This window comes from Citrobacter sp. 172116965 (genome assembly GCF_013458095.1).
Taxonomy (GTDB): Bacteria; Pseudomonadota; Gammaproteobacteria; order Enterobacterales; family Enterobacteriaceae; genus Citrobacter; species Citrobacter braakii.
This window is the reverse complement of record NZ_CP046673.1, coordinates 4,109,520-4,127,665: the sequence shown is the minus strand read 5'-3', so window position 1 is coordinate 4,127,665 and position 18,146 is coordinate 4,109,520. Positions and strand designations below refer to the sequence as shown.

The following is an 18,146-nucleotide window of genomic DNA, read 5'->3' as shown; positions in this document are numbered from 1 at the left end:
CCCGTGTGCGTCGGTTTTTTTTGTCTCAAATCGCGTTCTTCGGCGTGGGTTCCTGAAATATTGCAACGACCTGCAACGCGACAAATATTCCTCGTAGCTCGCCGTAGAAACCGAATTTCCCGCTCGTTATTCATTTTCCTCACGCCATACTGGCGACATGAAAAAACAACACGGCTACACGCTTATCGAAACCCTGATTGCGATGCTGATCGTCGCGGCGCTTGGCGCCTCGGGGCTGTATGGTTGGCAGCGCTGGCAACAGCAACAGCGGCTATGGCAAACCGCCATTCAGGTGCGAGATTACCTGCTGCAACTGCGTGAAGATGCTAACTGGCGTAACCGCGATCACGTCATCAGCGTGATTCGGGATGGCACATCCTGGTGTTTTGTCAGCTCTGCTGCTGTGCAAACCACGTGTCTACCCGTTTCGCCCTTGGTTTTTACACCGCCCTGGGACGATGTCGAAATGGCAGAGATAACGCCTTCACTGGCCTTTTTTGGTCTGCGCAATACGGCATGGGCTGGACATATTCGCCTGAAAAATACGACAGGGGAATGGCGCGTGGTGGTGTCAGGCTGGGGGCGAATCAGGCTTTGCGAGAAAGATGAGGCCAGGTTATGTCAGTAAATGAACGGGGCTTTTCACTCCTGGAGGTGCTGATTGCTATGGCGATTAGCAGCGTTTTATTGCTTAGCTCAGCGCGATTTTTACCCGCGCTGCAGCGAGAGATCCTGCGCAACACGCGACAGTTAGCGCTTGAAGATGAAATATGGCAGCGGGTATACACCGTGGCGAAGCATCTTCAGCGGGCAGGGTACTGCCGCGGAAACTGTGTCGGAGAAGGGCTGGAGATATCGGCTAAGGGCGACTGTGTCATTGCGCGCTGGGATGCCAATAGCAACGGCATTTGGGAGAGCAGTCCCGCGAAAGAGGCCGATACGATTGGATTTCGTTTACAGGACAAGGTACTGGAGACCCTGCGGGGAGTAACGGACTGCAATGGAAAAGGGTGGGAGAAAATGACCGATCCAGCCACGATACAGATTGAGGCATTTCAGGTCGAACGTCTGAATATCAGCGGATATTCCCCGCTCCTTACGCTGCGTTTGCGCGGAGTGAACAATGCCGAACCACAAAAGGTTATTGAAGCAGTCTACAGCGTGACAGGATTCAACCTGTGAACCGTGAGCGGGGCGTTTCATCTTTAGCGATGGTCTTGTTGCTACTGGTGCTCGGTAGCCTTCTGCTGCAAGGCGTTAGCAGGCAGGAGTCCCGTTTTGCTTCGCGAGTGGTCGTGCAAAGTCAGGCTCTGCAGCGCCAGGCGGTGGTGCAATCCGCGATGGAATGGGGGCGTATGCAGCCCTGGCGCTTACAACTCGCCGTACAGTGTCGGCGTTATACCACGCAGGATGCCGCGGTTTGCCTGCGACTGCTTACTAATAATTTCGTGCTGCTAATAGTCCATTATGAAGGGGTATCGTTATGGCGGCAGGGGGCGATTATTGATGACAATATCGAATATTCGGTGCATGGCTGGAGCGATTTTTGTTCGCTAAAGGAGCAGGCGCTATGTCAGATCCCCTGAACAGACAGCGTGGCTTTAGCCTGCCGGAAGTGATGCTGGCAATGGTGCTGATGATCATGATTGTGACCGCGCTGTCAGGATACCAGCGGGCGCTGATGAACAGCTTTATCATCAGAAACCAGTATCAGCAACTCTGGCGTCACGCCTGGCAGCAAACCCAGCGGTATCAGTTTTCATTGCCTTTGAACTGGCAGGTTAACCGAATGCAGACAACGAGCGCGGGATGTGTCAGCATCAACGTTAAAATTTCTTCACCCTTGGGCAGGCAGGGTCAGATGACGCGTCTGCATTGCCCGAATCATCAGTAGTCAGGAGTCGCTATGTTAAGGGTCTACCACTCCAATCGTCTGGATGTGCTGGAAGCGTTAATGGAATTTATCGTTGAGCGCGAGCGGCTGGACGACCCTTTTGAACCTGAGATGATCCTGGTTCAAAGTACCGGTATGGCGCAGTGGCTACAAATGACCCTTGCACAGAAGTTTAGTATTGCCGCCAACATCGATTTTCCGCTGCCCGCGAGTTTTATCTGGGATATGTTTGTGCGCGTGCTGCCGGATATCCCGAAAGAGAGCGCGTTCAGCAAACAGAGCATGAGCTGGAAGTTGATGACGCTGTTGCCGCAATTGCTGGATGGCGATGACTTCGCATTGCTGCGCCACTATCTGACGGACGACACCGATAAACGTAAGCTGTTTCAGCTTTCCTCGCGCGCGGCTGACCTCTTCGACCAGTATTTAGTCTATCGACCTGAGTGGTTGACCCAGTGGGAAGCCGGGCGACTGGTTGAGGGACTCGGCGAATCTCAAGCCTGGCAGGCGCCGTTGTGGAAAGCGCTGGTGGAACACACCGAGGAATTGGGCCAGCCGCGCTGGCATCGCGCCAATTTATACCAACGATTTATTCAGACTCTGGAAAGTGCGTCCGAGTGCCCGCAGGGACTGCCTTCTCGCGTCTTTATTTGCGGCATTTCAGCGCTGCCGCCGGTTTATTTGCAGGCATTGCAGGCGCTGGGCAAGCACATTGATATTCATCTGCTGTTTACCAACCCTTGTCGCTACTACTGGGGAGATATAAAAGATCCCGCCTGGCTGGCGAAGCTGATGGCGCGTCAGCGTCGGCACAGCTTTGAAGAACGCCATCTGCCGCTGTTTCGCGATAGTCAGAAAGCCGAAGGGGTGTTTAACAGCGATGGTGAACAGGATGTGGGCAACCCGATGCTGGCCTCGTGGGGCAAACTGGGGCGCGATTACATTTATCTGCTTTCAGAACTGGAAAATAGTCAGGAGCTGGATGCGTTTGTCGATATAACACCTGACAATCTTTTGCATAATATTCAATCGGATATTCTGGAACTTGAAAGTCATGCCGTGGCGGGCGTTACGCTTGAAGAGTATTCGCGTAGCGACAATAAACGACGGCTTGAACTAAACGACACCAGCGTGACTTTCCATGTTTGTCATAGTCCACAGCGCGAGGTAGAAATTCTTCATGACCGCCTGCTGGCAATGCTGGAAGCGGATCCCACGCTGACACCGCGCGATATTATTGTGATGGTGGCTGATATCGACAGCTACAGCCCATTTATTCAGTCGGTCTTTGGCAGCGCGCCAGCTGAGCGTTACTTACCTTATGCGATTTCCGACCGTCGGGCGCGCCAGTCTCATCCCGTCTTACAGGCCTTTATTAGCCTGCTGTCACTGCCGGATAGCCGTTTTGTCTCAGAGGATGTGCTGGCATTACTGGATGTACCCGTCCTGGCGGCGCGTTTCAATATCGATGAAGAAGGGCTGCGCTATCTTCGTTTATGGGTCAATGAATCCGGGATTCGCTGGGGAATTGACGACGATAACGTGCGTGAACTGGAACTTCCGCCTACAGGTCAGCATACCTGGCAATTTGGTTTAACGCGCATGCTGCTCGGCTACGCGATGGAAAGCGCGCAGGGCGAGTGGCAATCGGTATTGCCATACGATGAGTCCAACGGTTTGATTGCCGAGCTGGTAGGGCATCTGGCCTCGCTGCTGATGCAGCTCAATCTCTGGCGTAGAGGGTTAGCGCAGGAGCGCTCGCTGGAAGAGTGGCTGCCCGTTTGTCGGGACATGCTTAATGATTTCTTCCTGCCGGATGCAGATACCGAAGCGGCGATGACACTGATTGAACAGCAGTGGCAGGCCATTATCACTGAAGGTCTGGGGGCTGAGTATGGTGATGCCATACCGCTTTCTCTATTGCGAGATGAGCTGGCCCAGCGTCTTGACCAGGAGCGCATTAGCCAGCGCTTCCTGGCGGGGCCAGTTAACATTTGTACGCTGATGCCGATGCGCTCTATTCCTTTCAAGGTGGTGTGCCTGCTGGGTATGAACGATGGCGTTTATCCGCGTCAGCTTGCACCGTTGGGCTTTGATTTGATGAGTCAAAAACCGATGAGGGGCGATCGCAGCCGTCGTGATGATGACCGCTACCTGTTTCTTGAAGCATTGATTTCAGCACAGCAAACGCTCTACATCAGCTACATTGGCCGCTCCATTCAGGACAACAGCGAGCGCTTCCCGTCGGTACTGGTGCAGGAACTGATGGACTACATCGGGCAAAGCCACTATCTGCCGGGCGATGAATCATTGACCTGCGATCAAAGCGAGGCCCAGGTAAAAGCACACATTACCCGTTTGCATACCCGTATGCCCTTTGATGCACAAAACTATCTGCCGGGCGAACAGCAAAGCTATGCCCGGGAATGGCTGCCTGCGGCGAGCCTGTCAGGAAAAGCGCACACGGATTTTGTCCAGACGCTTCCCTTTGAGATGCCTGAAACGCTGACGCTGGAAACGCTGCAGCGATTTTGGGCTCATCCGGTAAGGGCTTTTTTCCAGATGCGGCTGAGGGTCAACTTCCGCTCTGAAGAAAGTGAGATCCCGGAAACGGAACCGTTCACTCTTGAAGGATTAACCCGCTATCAGCTTAATCAGCAATTGCTTAACACGCTGGTTGAAGAGAAGGATGCTGAACAACTGTTTCGCCGTTTTCGTGCGGCGGGCACGCTTCCCTATGGGCCATTTGGCGAAATTCTGTGGGATACGCAGCGTCAGGAGATGCAGTCGCTGGCTGAACGCATTATCGCCTGTCGTCAGCCCTGCCAGAGTATGGAAATCGATCTTAACTGTAACGGCGTGCAAATCACCGGTTGGCTGCCACAGGTGCAAGAGGACGGTTTGTTGCGCTGGCGCCCATCTTTGATAAGCATTGCGCAGGGTGTGCAACTTTGGCTGGAACATCTTGTCTATTGTGCCAGTGGCGGTACGGGAGAGAGCCGGTTGTTCCTGCGTAAAGACGGGGAATGGCGTTTTCCGCCACTGGATGCAGAGCAGGCGCTGCTGTACCTGTCGCAGCTCATTGACGGGTATCGGGAAGGCATGTCGTCACCATTGCTGGTATTGCCCGAAAGCGGCGGCGCCTGGATAAAAACCTGTTATGACGCCGTAAATGATGCCATGTTAGATGACGATGCAACGTTGCAAAAAGCGCGCAGTAAGTTTCTGCAGGCCTATGAAGGCAACATGATGGTACGGGGTGAAGGTGATGATATCTGGTATCAGCGTCTTTGGCGTCAACTGGATGCGGCTACGCTGGAGACCATTGTTTTACAGTCTCAGCGTTACCTGTTACCGATTTTTCGCTTTAATCAGTCATGATGATTGTATAAAAATTGCGCAGTCCGATGGCTTCCACTATGATGCGCATTCTGTCACGGACTGATTCTTACAAAGAGAGGATGCTGGCTCGTTCAGCACATAGTCTTGCCCTGTTCAGACCACGTATTTATGCGTGCTTTGCTGTGAACAGGTGAATACGTTAATGATGAGGTTTGTGAATGCCCCGCAGCACCTGGTTCAGCGCATTACTGTTGTTCGTCGCCCTTTGGGTTCCCGTAAGTCAGGCAGATACCGGTTGGCAGCCTTTAGCTGAAACCATCCGTAAAAGCGATAAAGACACCCGCCAGTATCAGGCCGTGCGCCTTGATAACGGCATGGTCGTGTTGCTGGTATCCGATCCTCAGGCTGTGAAATCCCTTTCTGCACTGGTGGTTCCCGTGGGCTCGCTGGAAGATCCGGACGAGCATCAGGGGCTGGCGCATTATCTCGAACACATGTGTCTGATGGGCTCGAAAAAATACCCACAGCCGGACAGTCTGGCTGAATTCCTGAAAATGCACGGTGGCAGCCACAATGCCAGCACCGCGCCTTACCGTACGGCCTTCTATCTTGAAGTCGAAAACGACGCGTTGGTGGGGGCGGTGGATCGCCTGGCGGACGCTATTGCCGATCCGTTGCTGGATAAAAAATATGCCGATCGTGAGCGTAACGCGGTTAACTCCGAGCTGACGCTGGCGCGTACCCGAGACGGGATGCGTATGGCGCAGGTGAGTGCTGAGACCATCAACCCGGCGCACCCTGGTTCGCGTTTCTCCGGCGGAAATCTCGAGACATTAAGCGATAAACCGGGAAACCCGGTGGTGCAGGCATTACAAAAATTTCATGAAAAGTACTACTCCGCGAACCTGATGAAGGCGGTGATTTATAGCAATAAGCCGCTGCCAGAGCTGGCGCGGATAGCTGCTGACACCTTTGGACGCGTACCGAACAGAAATATCGCAAAGCCTGAAATTACCGTACCGGTAGTCACCGAGGCGCAAAAGGGCGTCATCATCCACTATGTTCCGGCAATGCCGCGTAAAGTACTGCGCGTCGAGTTTCGTATCGATAACAACAGCGCGCAGTTCCGCAGTAAAACCGATGAGCTGGTGACCTATCTGATTGGTAATCGTAGCCCTGGCACGTTGTCTGACTGGCTGCAAAAGCAGGGACTGGTTGAAGGTATTCGTGCGGATTCCGATCCGGTGGTCAATGGGAACAGCGGCGTGTTAGCCATTTCCGCGACGTTAACCGACAAAGGGCTGGCGAACCGCGATGAAGTTGTTGCGGCAATTTTCAGTTATCTCAATCTGTTACGCGATAAAGGCGTCGATAAACGCTATTTTGACGAACTGGCGCACGTACTGGATCTCGATTTCCGTTATCCCTCCATCACCCGTGATATGGACTACGTGGAATGGCTGGCTGATACCATGATCCGCGTTCCTGTCGAACATACGCTGGATGCGGTGAATATTGCCGACCAGTACGATGTGAAAGCCGTTGAGCAACGCCTGGCAATGATGACGCCACAGAATGCGCGTATCTGGTATATCAGTGCGAAAGAACCGCATAATAAAACCGCTTATTTTGTCGATGCGCCTTACCTGGTGGATAAAATCAGCGACAAAACCTTTGCCGACTGGCAGCAAAAAGCGCAGGGCATTGCGCTGTCGTTACCGGAGTTGAACCCCTACATTCCGGATGATTTCACGCTGATTAAAACGGATAAAAAATACGCTCACCCGGAACTGATCGTTGATGAGCCGGATCTACGCGTGGTGTATGCGCCGAGCCAGTATTTTGCCAGTGAGCCGAAGGCTGACGTCAGCGTGATCCTGCGTAACCCGAAGGCCATGGACAGCGCTCGCAACCAGGTATTATTCGCACTTAACGATTACCTGGCGGGGATTGCGCTCGATCAGTTAAGCAACCAGGCGTCGGTAGGCGGAATTGGTTTCTCTACCAACGCTAACAACGGGTTGATGCTTAACGCCAACGGCTACACCCAACGTCTGCCGCAGCTTTTTCAGGCGCTGCTGAGCGGCTATTTCAGCTACACCTCAACGGATGAACAGCTGGAACAGGCGAAATCCTGGTATGCCCAGATGATGGATTCTGCAGAGAAGGGTAAAGCCTACGATCAGGCAATTATGCCAGTGCAAATGCTTTCTCAGGTGCCGTACTTCTCACGCGATGAGCGCCGTAAGCTATTGCCTTCCATCTCCCTGAAAGAGGTGATGGCGTACCGCGACGCCTTAAAAACCGGTGCGCGGCCTGAATTCCTGGTAATTGGTAATATGAGCGAAGCTCAGGCGACGACCATGGCGCGGGATATCCAACAACAGCTTGGCGCTAACGGGTCACAGTGGTGTCGCAATAAAGATGTGGTTGTGGACAAGAAGCAGTCCGTCATCTTTGAAAAAGCAGGCAGTAGCACGGACTCCGCGCTGGCGGCGGTATTTGTGCCAACCGGATACGATGAATACGCCAGTTCAGCCTACAGCGCCATGTTAGGGCAGATTGTTCAGCCGTGGTTCTACAATCAACTGCGTACTGAAGAGCAGTTAGGCTACGCTGTATTTGCTTTCCCGATGAGTATCGGCCGTCAGTGGGGAATGGGGTTCCTGCTGCAAAGCAATGATAAGCAGCCGTCTTATCTTTGGGAGCGTTATAAAGCGTTCTTCCCGACGGCGGAAGCGAAGCTGCGGGCGATGAAACCTGAAGAGTTTGCGCAAATTCAGCAGGCGATTATTGCGCAAATGCTGCAGGTGCCGCAAACGCTGGGGGAAGAAGCCTCACAGTTAAGCAAAGATTTTGATCGCGGCAATATGCGCTTCGATTCACGTGATAAAATAGTGGCTCAGATTAAACTGCTGACGCCGCAAAAACTTGCCGACTTCTTCCATCAGGCGGTGGTTGAGCCGCAAGGCATGGCGATACTGTCACAGGTTTCCGGCAGTCAGAACGGGAAAGCAGAATATGTGCACCCGGAAGGCTGGAAAGTGTGGCAGACAGTCAGCGCGTTGCAGCAAACCTTACCCCTGATGAGTGATAAGAATGAATGATGCCGCTGAGTCCCTTGATCCACTGCGCTTGCCCCTGACGGGCGAGCGCCTGATTGAAGCCTCTGCGGGCACCGGTAAAACATTTACCATCGCCGCCCTGTATTTACGTTTACTGCTTGGACTGGGCGGCTCTGCCGCCTTTCCTCGTCCTCTGACCGTTGAAGAACTGCTCGTGGTCACCTTCACCGAGGCAGCCACCGAAGAGTTGCGCGGACGAATTCGTAGCAACATTCATGAACTGCGAATTGCCTGCCTGCGTGAAAAGACCGACAACCCGCTATATGCCCGTTTGTTAGATGAAATCGCCGATAAAAAACAGGCCGCTCAGTGGCTGCTATTGGCTGAAAGACAGATGGATGAAGCGGCGGTGTTTACCATCCACGGCTTTTGTCAGCGTATGCTCAGTCTCAACGCCTTTGAATCAGGCATGCTGTTCGAACAGCAGCTGATAGAAGATGAATCGCTGCTGCGCTATCAGGCCTGTGCGGACTTCTGGCGTCGGCACTGCTATCCGCTACCCCGCGACATTGCGCAGGTGATTTTTGAAACGTGGAAAGGACCGCAGGCTCTGCTGAGAGACATCGATCGCTATCTGCAGGGGGAAGCGCCGGTCATCAAGGCTCCGCCGTCTGATGACGAAACGCTGGCTTCCCGGCACGAACAAATTCTCACGCGCATTAACCAGATCAAGCAGCAATGGCGTGATTCCGTTGATGAGCTGGATGGCCTGCTGGAAGCCTCCGGGATCGACCGGCGTAAATTTAATCGTGGTAACCAGGGCAAGTGGATCGAAAAGATCAGAGCATGGGCGCAAGAAGAAACCCAAAGTTATCAGCTTCCTGACGCGCTGGAGAAATTCTCACAGCGTTTTCTGGAAGAGCGCACTAAAGCGGGCGGAATAACCCCTCAGCACCCGCTGTTTGTCGCTATTGATGAACTGCTTAGCGAACCGTTAACTCTCCGCGATCTGGTGATCACCCGGGCGCTGGCGGAGATCCGTTCAGCGGTTGCCGAGGAGAAACGACGCCGCGGTGAGCTAGGCTTTGACGATATGCTCAGCCGTCTGGATGCAGCGTTGCGCAGTGAAAGCGGCGATGCGCTGGCGACGGCTATCCGTACCCGTTTTCCGGTCGCGATGATCGATGAATTTCAGGATACCGATCCGCAGCAGTACCGTATTTTTCGCCGGATCTGGCAGCATCAGCCGGATACCGCACTGCTGCTGATTGGCGACCCAAAACAGGCGATTTACGCGTTTCGCGGCGCGGATATCTTCACCTATATGAAGGCGCGCAGCGAGGTCAGCGCACACTATACGCTCGATACCAACTGGCGTTCGGCCCCCGGCATGGTCAATAGCGTAAATACGCTTTTCAGCCAGATGGATGACGCCTTTATGTTCCGCGAAATCCCCTTTAGCCCGGTAAAATTTGCAGAAAAAAACCAGTCGTTTCGGTTTGTTTTACACGGTGAGACACAGCCAGCCATGAGCATGTGGCTGATGGAAGGGGAAAGCTGCGGCGTAGGCGATTATCAGAACTACATGGCCCAGGTGTGCGCCACGCAAATTCGCGACTGGCTTAAGGCCGGGCAGTCTGGCGCTGCGCAACTGGTCAGTGGTAAAACATCCAGTCCGGTACGCGCGTCGGACATCAGCGTACTGGTTCGTAGCCGCCAGGAGGCGGCACTGGTCCGTGATGCGCTGACACAGCTGGCAATTCCCTCCGTCTACCTTTCCAACCGTGACAGCGTATTTGAAACGCTGGAAGCGCGGGAGTTGCTGTGGGTGCTGCAGGCGGTGATGACGCCGGAGCGTGAGAACACGCTGCGTAGCGCGCTGGCGACCTCAATGATGGGGCTGAATGCGCAGGATCTTGAAGCGTTAAATAACGACGAAAATGCCTGGGATGCGGTGGTCGAAGAGTTTGATGGCTATCGTCAGATCTGGCATAAACGCGGCGTGATGCCGATGCTGCGCGCGCTGATGACAACCCGCCAGATTGCGGAAAACCTGCTGGCGACGGCGGGGGGCGAACGCCGCCTGACCGATATTTTACATATCAGCGAACTGTTGCAGGAAGCAGGCTCGCAGCTGGAAAGCGAGCATGCGCTGGTGCGCTGGCTTTCCCAGCATATTCTTGAACCCGACAGCAACGCGTCCAGCCAGCAGCTCAGGCTGGAAAGCGACAAGCATCTGGTCAAAATCGTCACTATCCATAAATCTAAAGGGCTGGAGTATCCGCTGGTCTGGCTGCCGTTTATCACGAATTTCCGCGTCCAGGATCAGGCTTTCTACCACGATCGCAGCTCTTTTGAAGCCATGCTGGATCTCAGCGATGCCGAAGAGAGCGTTGAGCTGGCTGAAGCGGAGCGTCTGGCGGAAGACCTGCGTTTGCTCTATGTCGCGCTAACCCGTTCGGTATGGCACTGCAGCCTTGGCGTGGCGCCGTTGGTGCGACGTCGGGGCGATAAAAAAGGGGATACCGATGTACATCACAGCGCCCTTGGTCGCCTGTTGCAAAAAGGTGAGCCGATGGATGCCGCGGGTCTGCGTAGTGCGATTGAAGCGTTGTGCAGTGATGATATTGCCTGCCAGACGCCTGCGCAGCCTGACGGTGAACGCTGGCAAGTTGCGCAAGCTGTTAGCTGCGAACTGAGTGCGAAAATACTGCAGCGTACGCCCGGCGATAGCTGGCGCGTGACCAGTTATTCCGGTCTGCAACAGCGTGGGCATGGAATCGCGCAGGATCTGATCCCGCGACTGGATATTGATGCTGCAGGCGTTGGTGAGGTTATTGAAGAGTCAGGGCTTACACCGCATCAGTTCCCGCGCGGCGCTTCGCCAGGTACATTCTTGCATAGCCTGTTTGAAGATCTCGACTTTACTCAACCGGTAGATCCGCGTTGGGTCGAGGAAAAACTGGCGTTGGGCGGTTATGACGCGCACTGGACGCCGGTTTTGACCGAATGGCTGGACGCCATTTTGCAGGCACCTCTCAACGAGACGGGCGTGAGTTTGAGCCATCTTTCCGCGGGTGAAAAACAGGTGGAGATGGAGTTTTACCTGCCGATTTCGCAGCCGCTGATGGCCAGCCAACTTGATGCGTTAATTCGCCAATACGATCCGCTCTCCGCGGGGTGCCCTGCGTTGGAATTTATGCAGGTACGCGGCATGCTGAAAGGATTTATTGACCTGGTTTTCCGCCACCAGGGGCGTTATTACCTTCTCGATTACAAATCGAACTGGCTGGGGGAAGACAGCTCAGCGTATACGCAGCAGGCGATGGCCTCTGCCATGCAGGCGCATCGCTACGACCTGCAGTATCAACTTTATACCCTGGCGCTGCATCGCTACTTGCGCCATCGCATTGCTGATTATGATTATGAACGCCATTTTGGCGGCGTTATTTATCTCTTCTTGCGTGGCATTGGCAGTGAAAATCCGCAACAGGGAATTTACGCGACCCGACCTGACGGGGAGTTAATCGCCTTGATGGACGAGATGTTTGTCGGTGCGCCACTGGAGGAGATGTCATGACAATCCAGAAACGATTACTGGAAGCTGTGGAGCAAAAACAGCTCCGGCCTCTGGATGCCCAGTTTGCGCTGGCGGTTGCCGGAAATGATAACCCTGCCGTTGCGCTGGCGGCGGCGTTGCTTAGTCGTGAAGCAGGTGAAGGGCACGTCTGCTTACCACTTTCACGGTTATCCCTGAGCGAGGATGCCCATCCCCTTTTAAGCGCCTGGCTCGCTGAAGTGGGGGAGCCAGAAGACTGGACGGAATGTTTGCTGGCCTCCGGGGTGGTAAGCCGTGGTGAGCAACCCACGCCGCTGGTGCTGCACGGCGATCGCCTGTATCTGAACCGGATGTGGCATAACGAACGGGCGGTGGCTCGCTTTTTCAGTGAAGTTAACCACGCCATTGAGGTGGATGAACAACGGCTTACCCACACGCTGGCGGCGTTGTTTCCACCAGCGGAAGGTGTTAACTGGCAAAAAGTGGCCGCTGCGGTGGCGTTGACCCGTCGTATATCGGTGATCTCCGGCGGGCCGGGGACCGGAAAAACGACAACAGTTGCGAGGCTTCTGGCGGCGTTGATTCAGATGGCGGAGGGGGAACGCTGCCGTATTCGTCTGGCGGCTCCTACTGGAAAGGCGGCAGCGCGCCTGACTGCCTCGCTGGGCGCAGCGCTACGAGAACTGCCGTTAACCGAAGAGCAAAAGAAACGCATTCCCGATGACGCCAGTACGTTGCATCGATTATTAGGCGCTCAGCCAGGCAGTCAGCGCCTGCGTCATCATGCGGGAAACCCGCTGCATCTGGATGTGCTGGTGGTGGATGAAGCCTCGATGATTGATTTGCCGATGATGTCGCGCCTTATCGATGCGCTGCCGCCGCACGGGCGGGTGATTTTTCTTGGCGATCGTGACCAGCTCGCTTCCGTCGAAGCGGGGGCGGTGCTGGGGGATATCTGTGCTTTCGTCGGTGACGGGTTTACCCCGGAACGCGCCCGCCAGCTCAGTCGTCTGACCGGAAGCGCTATTCCGGCAGGTCTGGGAACTCAGGCCGCCGCTTTGCGCGACAGTTTGTGTCTGCTGCAAAAGAGTTACCGTTTCGGTAGCGATTCCGGAATCGGTCAGTTGGCTGCTGCGATTAATCGTGGTGACAAAGCCGCGCTTAAAACGGTCTTCCAGCAGGGGTTTAGCGACATCGAAAAACGCACGCTACATAGCAGCGAAGATTACGCCGCGATGTTGGATGAGGCGCTGGCGGGTTATGGGCACTATCTGGATTTACTGCGAGAGGGCGCTGAGCCGGATGCCGTCATTCAGGCCTTCAATGAGTATCAGCTGTTGTGCGCCCTGCGTGAAGGTCCGTTTGGCGTGGGTGGTTTGAATGAACGCCTTGAGCAGGTGATGGCGCAAAAACGTAAAATTCATCGTTCAACGCATAGCCGCTGGTATGAGGGAAGGCCGGTGATGATCGCGCGCAATGACAGTTCGCTGGGATTATTTAACGGTGATATCGGCATTGCCCTCGATCGTGGACAGGGCCTGAGGGTGTGGTTTGCGCTGCCGGACGGTTCTATCAAATCAGTCCAGCCCAGTCGCTTACCTGAACATGAAACCACCTGGGCGATGACCGTGCACAAATCGCAGGGATCTGAGTTTGACCATGCGGCGTTGATTTTACCCAGCCAGCATTCACCCGTGGTTACCCGCGAGCTGGTCTATACCGCCGTCACCCGCGCGCGCCGGCGTCTGTCACTGTATGCCGATGAGCGGATATTAAGTAACGCCATTGCCACCCGCACCGAACGTCGCAGCGGATTGTCTGCGTTGTTTAATCAATAAAATTCGTTGCCGGATAAGGCATTTATACCGCATCCGGCAACGACCACTACCCCAAATCCGCCATCAGCACCTTTGACCGCCGCTGATAGTTGTACATCTCTTTCTTGCTTTCCGGCAGCAGGTCGATATCCACCGGCGTGAAACCACGTTCCTGGAACCAGTGGATGCTGCGCGTGGTCAGCACGAACAGTTTGCTCAGTCCCATTTGCCGGGCCTGCGCGGCGATCCGCTCCAGCAATACTTCCCCGCGCGATGAGCTACGGTAGTCCGGATGCACCGCCACGCACGCCATTTCGCCAATTCTCTCCTCCGGGAAAGGGTACAGAGCGGCGCAGGCGATGGTCAGGTTATCGCGCTGAATAATCGTGAATTTGTCGATCTCCATTTCCAGTTGTTCGCGGGAGCGACGTACCAGAATGCCTTGCTGCTCCAGCGGGCGGATCAGCTCCAGAATCCCGCCGATATCGTTAATGGTAGCGCGGCGGATCTGCTCGGCGCTTTCCATTACGATCTGCGTACCGATCCCGTCACGGGAGAACAGTTCCTGCAGCAATGCGCCATCTTCCTGATAGCTGATCAGATGGCAGCGCCGTACCCCACTGCGACAGGCTTTCACTGCCCCACGCAGGAAGCGCACTGTGCCGGAGCTGTAATCGCCTTTCTCTTCCTGCAACTCAACGCGCGCCTGGGCTTCGTTAGGAAACAGCTCGGAAATAATATCGCCATCATCGTTGGTGACGCCCTGAGAGGAGCAAAAGCCGATCATTTTCTCTGCCTTCAGTTTGATAGCCAACTGCGTGGCGACCTCTTCTGAAGTCAGGTTAAAGCTCTCACCGGTGACGGAAACGGCGACCGGACCCATCAGCACAATCGCGCCACTGTCTAACTGCCGGTGAATGGCATCTTCATCAATACGACGAATACGTCCGCTATGGCAGTAATCCACGCCGTCATCAACGCCCAGCGGCTGGGAGATAATAAAATTACCGCTGACCACATTGATGTGCGCCCCCTGCAATGGCGTATTATTCAGGCTCATTGACAGGCGGGCGGTAATATCAAGCTGAAGTAACCCTGCCGCCTGTTTGACCAGCTCCAGGGTTTTAGCGTCGGTAACGCGCGTATTCTTGTGGTACACCGGTTCATGATGATGCGCCGCAAGATTGGCATCAATCTGCGGTCGTGCGCCATAGACCACGACAAGGCGGATGCCGAGGCTATGAAGAAGGCCAATGTCATTGACGATACTGGAAAAGTTTTCATGCTCGATGGCTTCGCCGCCCAGCATAATGACAAACGTCTTTCCCCGATGGGTATTGATATAGGGAACAGAATGGCGGAATCCCTGTACCAGTTCGGTTCTACGCTCCTTCACCACGGCACACCCTCATTGCATGATTATTCGTAATTTATGTATTTTTATTCTGTTTTGACGCTGTGCGCAAGCGTAATTTTTACCCATGCCGAAGATTTTTCTCAGTAATGCCGTGAATATAAAAAGAATGTTTACCCTTTTATAGATGACAGATTATGCGTCATTCGCTAAAGTTTCCGGTCAATTCAGACGTTTTACGTATTACCTCAATAAAGATTTCTTTTTGCTCGGGAGAAGCATGTCGGGATCCAATTCAGCAATCAGTCGCCGCCGTTTACTGAAAGGTGCGGGTGCTATGTGGCTTTTGAGCGTCAGCCAAGTTGGTCTGGCTGCCATGAGTCAGGTCGTTGCCGTACGTGTCTGGCCAGCGTCCAGCTACACCCGCGTCACGGTAGAATCTAACCGTCTGCTGAAATACAAACAGTTTGCCCTGAGTAATCCTGAGCGTGTGGTTGTGGATATTGAAGGCGTTAATTTGAACTCGGTGCTCAAGGGCATGGGTGCGCAGATCCGTCCTGACGATCCGTATATTAAATCGGCGCGCGTCGGGCAGTTTGACCCACAGACCGTGCGGATGGTGTTCGAGCTGAAACAGAATGTGAAGCCGCAACTTTTTGCGCTGGCTCCGGTGGCAGGCTTTAAAGAACGTCTGGTGATGGATCTCTATCCCGCGAATGCCCAGGATGTTCAGGATCCGCTGCTGGCGTTGCTGGAAGAATACAACAAGGGCGATCTGGACAAACAGGTGCCGCCTGCGCAAAGTGGCCCGCAGCCGGGTAAAGCGGGGCGCGATCGTCCCATTGTCATTATGCTCGACCCAGGACATGGCGGAGAGGACTCCGGTGCGGTGGGGAAATACAAGACGCGTGAAAAAGATGTGGTGCTGCAGATTGCCCGACGCCTGCGAGCCCTCATAGAGAAAGAGGGCAACATGAAGGTCTTTATGACGCGGAATGAAGATATCTTCATTCCGCTTAAAGTCCGCGTGGCGAAAGCGCAGAAGCAGCGTGCAGACCTGTTTGTCTCTATTCACGCCGATGCATTTACCAGTCGACAGCCCAGAGGTTCGTCGGTATTTGCGCTCTCGACTAAAGGGGCGACCAGCACCGCCGCGAAATATCTGGCGCAAACTCAGAACGCCTCGGATTTGATTGGCGGCGTCAGCAAGAGCGGCGATCGCTACGTCGACCATACCATGTTCGACATGGTGCAATCGCTGACCATCGCCGACAGCCTGAAGTTTGGTAAAGCGGTATTGAATAAGCTCGGTAAAGTTAACAATCTGCATAAGAACCAGGTTGAACAAGCCGGGTTTGCGGTACTTAAAGCGCCGGATATTCCGTCTATTCTGGTGGAAACCGCATTTATCAGTAACGTTGAGGAAGAGCGTAAGCTCAAAACTGCGACCTTCCAGCAGGAAGTTGCAGAGTCGATTCTGGCGGGGATCAAAGCCTACTTTGCCGATGGCGCGACGCTGGCGAGAAGGGGATAACAAAAAAGCGCTGAAAAGCGCTTTTTTTATGGACCGCAGATACAAAAAAACACCCTTTAGGGTGTTTATAATGTTGGTTGCGGGGGCCGGATTTGAACCGACGACCTTCGGGTTATGAGCCCGACGAGCTACCAGGCTGCTCCACCCCGCGTCACCGTACTGCTTTTATTTCATCAAATTTTAATTGGTTGCGGGGGCCAGATTTGAACTGACGACCTTCGGGTTATGAGCCCGACGAGCTACCAAGCTGCTCCACCCCGCGTCCGTGGATGCGCACTATACTCTGCTCGCATTTTCATGCAACCCTTTTTTCACCTTGATCACGTTTTTAAGGTGAAAATGAACAAAAACAACGCATTCTGGATTGTTTTTTGCTCAAAATTTGCGTTCGGGTATGTATACGCATTTCATTAGGTTCGGGGGTTTGTTATCTTCGTCTCGCATTCAGGCAACATAAGACGAGAACAATGAAAGGACGTTGGGCAAAATATCTTCTTGCGGGAGCAGTCGTCGCGATGCTCGCCGCGTGTTCCTCAAAACCCACCGATCGTGGGCAGCAGTATAAAGACGGGAAATTTACCCAGCCTTTCTCACTGGTGAACCAGCCTGATGCGGTTGGCGCACCAATCAATGCCGGTGATTTCGCCGAGCAGGTTAATCAAATTCGCAGCGCTTCGCCACGTTTGTACGGCAACCAGAGCAACGTTTACAACGCTATCCAGCAGTGGTTACGTGCGGGCGGTGATACGCGCAGTATGCGCCAGTTTGGTATTGATGCCTGGCAAATGGAAGGGGCGGACAACTACGGTAACGTCCAGTTTACCGGTTATTACACGCCGGTTATTCAGGCGCGCCATACGCGCCAGGGCGAGTTTCAGTATCCTATCTATCGCATGCCGCCAAAACGTGGGCGCTTACCAAGCCGTGCCGAGATTTACGCGGGCGCGCTGAGCGACAACTACATTCTGGCGTACAGCAACTCCCTAATGGATAACTTCATTATGGATGTGCAGGGCAGTGGTTACATCGATTTTGGCGATGGCAGTCCGCTTAACTTCTTTAGCTATTCCGGGAAAAACGGCCACGCCTATCGCAGCATCGGTAAAGTGCTTATCGACCGTGGCGAAGTGAAAAAAGAAGATATGTCGATGCAGGCTATTCGCCATTGGGGTGAAACGCACAGCGAAGCCGAAGTGCGTGAGCTGTTGGAGCAGAACCCATCGTTTGTCTTCTTTAAACCGCAATCTTTTGCACCGGTCAAAGGGGCCAGCGCGGTACCGTTGATTGGCCGCGCGTCTGTGGCTTCTGACCGCAGTATCATTCCGGCGGGCACAACATTGCTGGCGGAAGTCCCGTTACTGGACAATAACGGCAAGTTTACCGGCCAGTACGAACTGCGCCTGATGGTGGCGTTAGATGTGGGTGGCGCTATTAAAGGGCAACACTTCGATATCTATCAGGGCATTGGTGCTGACGCCGGACACCGTGCGGGGTGGTATAATCACTACGGTCGCGTCTGGGTACTGAAAACAGCGCCGGGTACGGGTAACGTGTTCAGCGGTTAATAGCCGGATGGCGCTC

11 protein-coding genes and 2 tRNA genes are annotated in these 18,146 nt (G+C 54.2%); 10 read left to right on the top strand and 3 right to left on the bottom strand.

Annotated features, from left to right (window positions below):
* The first annotated feature begins 157 nt into the window (after positions 1–157).
* The 8 genes from GPJ68_RS20005 (at position 158) to recD (ending at position 13,698) form a co-directional block, all read left to right on the top strand.
* Positions 158–628 (top strand): prepilin peptidase-dependent protein, encoded by a 471-nt coding sequence (locus tag GPJ68_RS20005; RefSeq protein ID WP_047359083.1) that lies wholly within the window; start codon positions 158–160, stop codon positions 626–628.
* Entirely contained in the window at positions 619–1,182 is a 564-nt protein-coding gene (locus GPJ68_RS20000) for a prepilin peptidase-dependent protein (protein ID WP_016154273.1), read from the top strand. Before GPJ68_RS20005 ends, GPJ68_RS20000 begins: the two co-directional genes overlap by 10 nt.
* Positions 1,179–1,586, top strand: coding sequence for a DUF2509 family protein (locus tag GPJ68_RS19995; RefSeq protein ID WP_180836959.1), 408 nt, complete (start codon positions 1,179–1,181; stop codon positions 1,584–1,586). The genes GPJ68_RS20000 and GPJ68_RS19995 overlap by 4 nt, the downstream gene beginning before the upstream one ends.
* On the top strand, positions 1,571–1,894 hold the full coding sequence (locus GPJ68_RS19990; RefSeq protein ID WP_046276132.1) for a prepilin-type N-terminal cleavage/methylation domain-containing protein: 324 nt from the start codon (positions 1,571–1,573) through the stop codon (positions 1,892–1,894). Before GPJ68_RS19995 ends, GPJ68_RS19990 begins: the two co-directional genes overlap by 16 nt.
* Positions 1,895–1,906: 12 nt before the next feature.
* The gene (gene recC / locus GPJ68_RS19985; protein WP_172860678.1) at positions 1,907–5,275 is read left to right on the top strand and encodes an exodeoxyribonuclease V subunit gamma; all 3,369 of its coding nucleotides are present in this window, start codon (positions 1,907–1,909) and stop codon (positions 5,273–5,275) included.
* Between the two features lie 179 nt (positions 5,276–5,454).
* Positions 5,455–8,343: a pitrilysin gene (gene ptrA, locus GPJ68_RS19980; protein WP_180836957.1), complete on the top strand. Its 2,889-nt coding sequence runs from the start codon at positions 5,455–5,457 to the stop codon at positions 8,341–8,343.
* Positions 8,336–11,881, top strand: a complete 3,546-nt coding sequence (gene recB, locus GPJ68_RS19975; RefSeq protein WP_180836955.1) for an exodeoxyribonuclease V subunit beta — start codon at positions 8,336–8,338, stop codon at positions 11,879–11,881. The genes ptrA and recB overlap by 8 nt, the downstream gene beginning before the upstream one ends.
* Positions 11,878–13,698 carry an exodeoxyribonuclease V subunit alpha gene (recD, locus tag GPJ68_RS19970; RefSeq protein WP_104651245.1) on the top strand — a complete coding sequence of 607 codons (1,821 nt, stop codon included), beginning with the start codon at positions 11,878–11,880 and terminating at the stop codon, positions 13,696–13,698. The genes recB and recD overlap by 4 nt, the downstream gene beginning before the upstream one ends.
* Positions 13,699–13,744: 46 nt before the next feature.
* On the opposite strand, the gene argA is transcribed toward recD, so the two are convergent.
* Positions 13,745–15,076 (bottom strand): amino-acid N-acetyltransferase, encoded by a 1,332-nt coding sequence (gene argA, locus GPJ68_RS19965; protein ID WP_008785703.1) that lies wholly within the window; start codon positions 15,074–15,076, stop codon positions 13,745–13,747.
* A gap of 235 nt (positions 15,077–15,311) precedes the next feature.
* Here argA and amiC point away from each other — a divergent pair, with 235 nt between their 5' ends.
* Positions 15,312–16,565: an N-acetylmuramoyl-L-alanine amidase AmiC gene (gene amiC / locus GPJ68_RS19960; protein ID WP_016154266.1), complete on the top strand. Its 1,254-nt coding sequence runs from the start codon at positions 15,312–15,314 to the stop codon at positions 16,563–16,565.
* Between the two features lie 74 nt (positions 16,566–16,639).
* On the opposite strand, the gene GPJ68_RS19955 is transcribed toward amiC, so the two are convergent.
* Both GPJ68_RS19955 and GPJ68_RS19950 read right to left on the bottom strand, forming a co-directional pair.
* Positions 16,640–16,716: transfer RNA gene (locus GPJ68_RS19955), tRNA-Met, on the bottom strand.
* Between the two features lie 34 nt (positions 16,717–16,750).
* Positions 16,751–16,827 (bottom strand) — tRNA-Met (locus GPJ68_RS19950).
* A 205-nt stretch (positions 16,828–17,032) separates the two neighbouring features.
* Here GPJ68_RS19950 and mltA point away from each other — a divergent pair.
* Positions 17,033–18,130 (top strand): murein transglycosylase A, encoded by a 1,098-nt coding sequence (gene mltA / locus GPJ68_RS19945; protein WP_019077597.1) that lies wholly within the window; start codon positions 17,033–17,035, stop codon positions 18,128–18,130.
* Positions 18,131–18,146 lie beyond the last annotated feature (16 nt).

Bases quoted from the DNA above. Each gene is read 5' to 3' on its own strand.
- GPJ68_RS19990 (WP_046276132.1), top strand. From the start codon at position 1,571: ATGTCAGATCCCCTGAACAGACAGCGTGGCTTTAGCCTGCCGGAAGTG.
- GPJ68_RS20000 (WP_016154273.1), top strand. From the start codon at position 619: ATGTCAGTAAATGAACGGGGCTTTTCACTCCTGGAGGTGCTGATTGCT.
- GPJ68_RS20005 (WP_047359083.1), top strand. From the start codon at position 158: ATGAAAAAACAACACGGCTACACGCTTATCGAAACCCTGATTGCGATG.
- ptrA (WP_180836957.1), top strand. From the start codon at position 5,455: ATGCCCCGCAGCACCTGGTTCAGCGCATTACTGTTGTTCGTCGCCCTT.
- mltA (WP_019077597.1), top strand. From the start codon at position 17,033: ATGAAAGGACGTTGGGCAAAATATCTTCTTGCGGGAGCAGTCGTCGCG.
- recC (WP_172860678.1), top strand. From the start codon at position 1,907: ATGTTAAGGGTCTACCACTCCAATCGTCTGGATGTGCTGGAAGCGTTA.
- recD (WP_104651245.1), top strand. From the start codon at position 11,878: ATGACAATCCAGAAACGATTACTGGAAGCTGTGGAGCAAAAACAGCTC.
- amiC (WP_016154266.1), top strand. From the start codon at position 15,312: ATGTCGGGATCCAATTCAGCAATCAGTCGCCGCCGTTTACTGAAAGGT.
- recB (WP_180836955.1), top strand. From the start codon at position 8,336: ATGAATGATGCCGCTGAGTCCCTTGATCCACTGCGCTTGCCCCTGACG.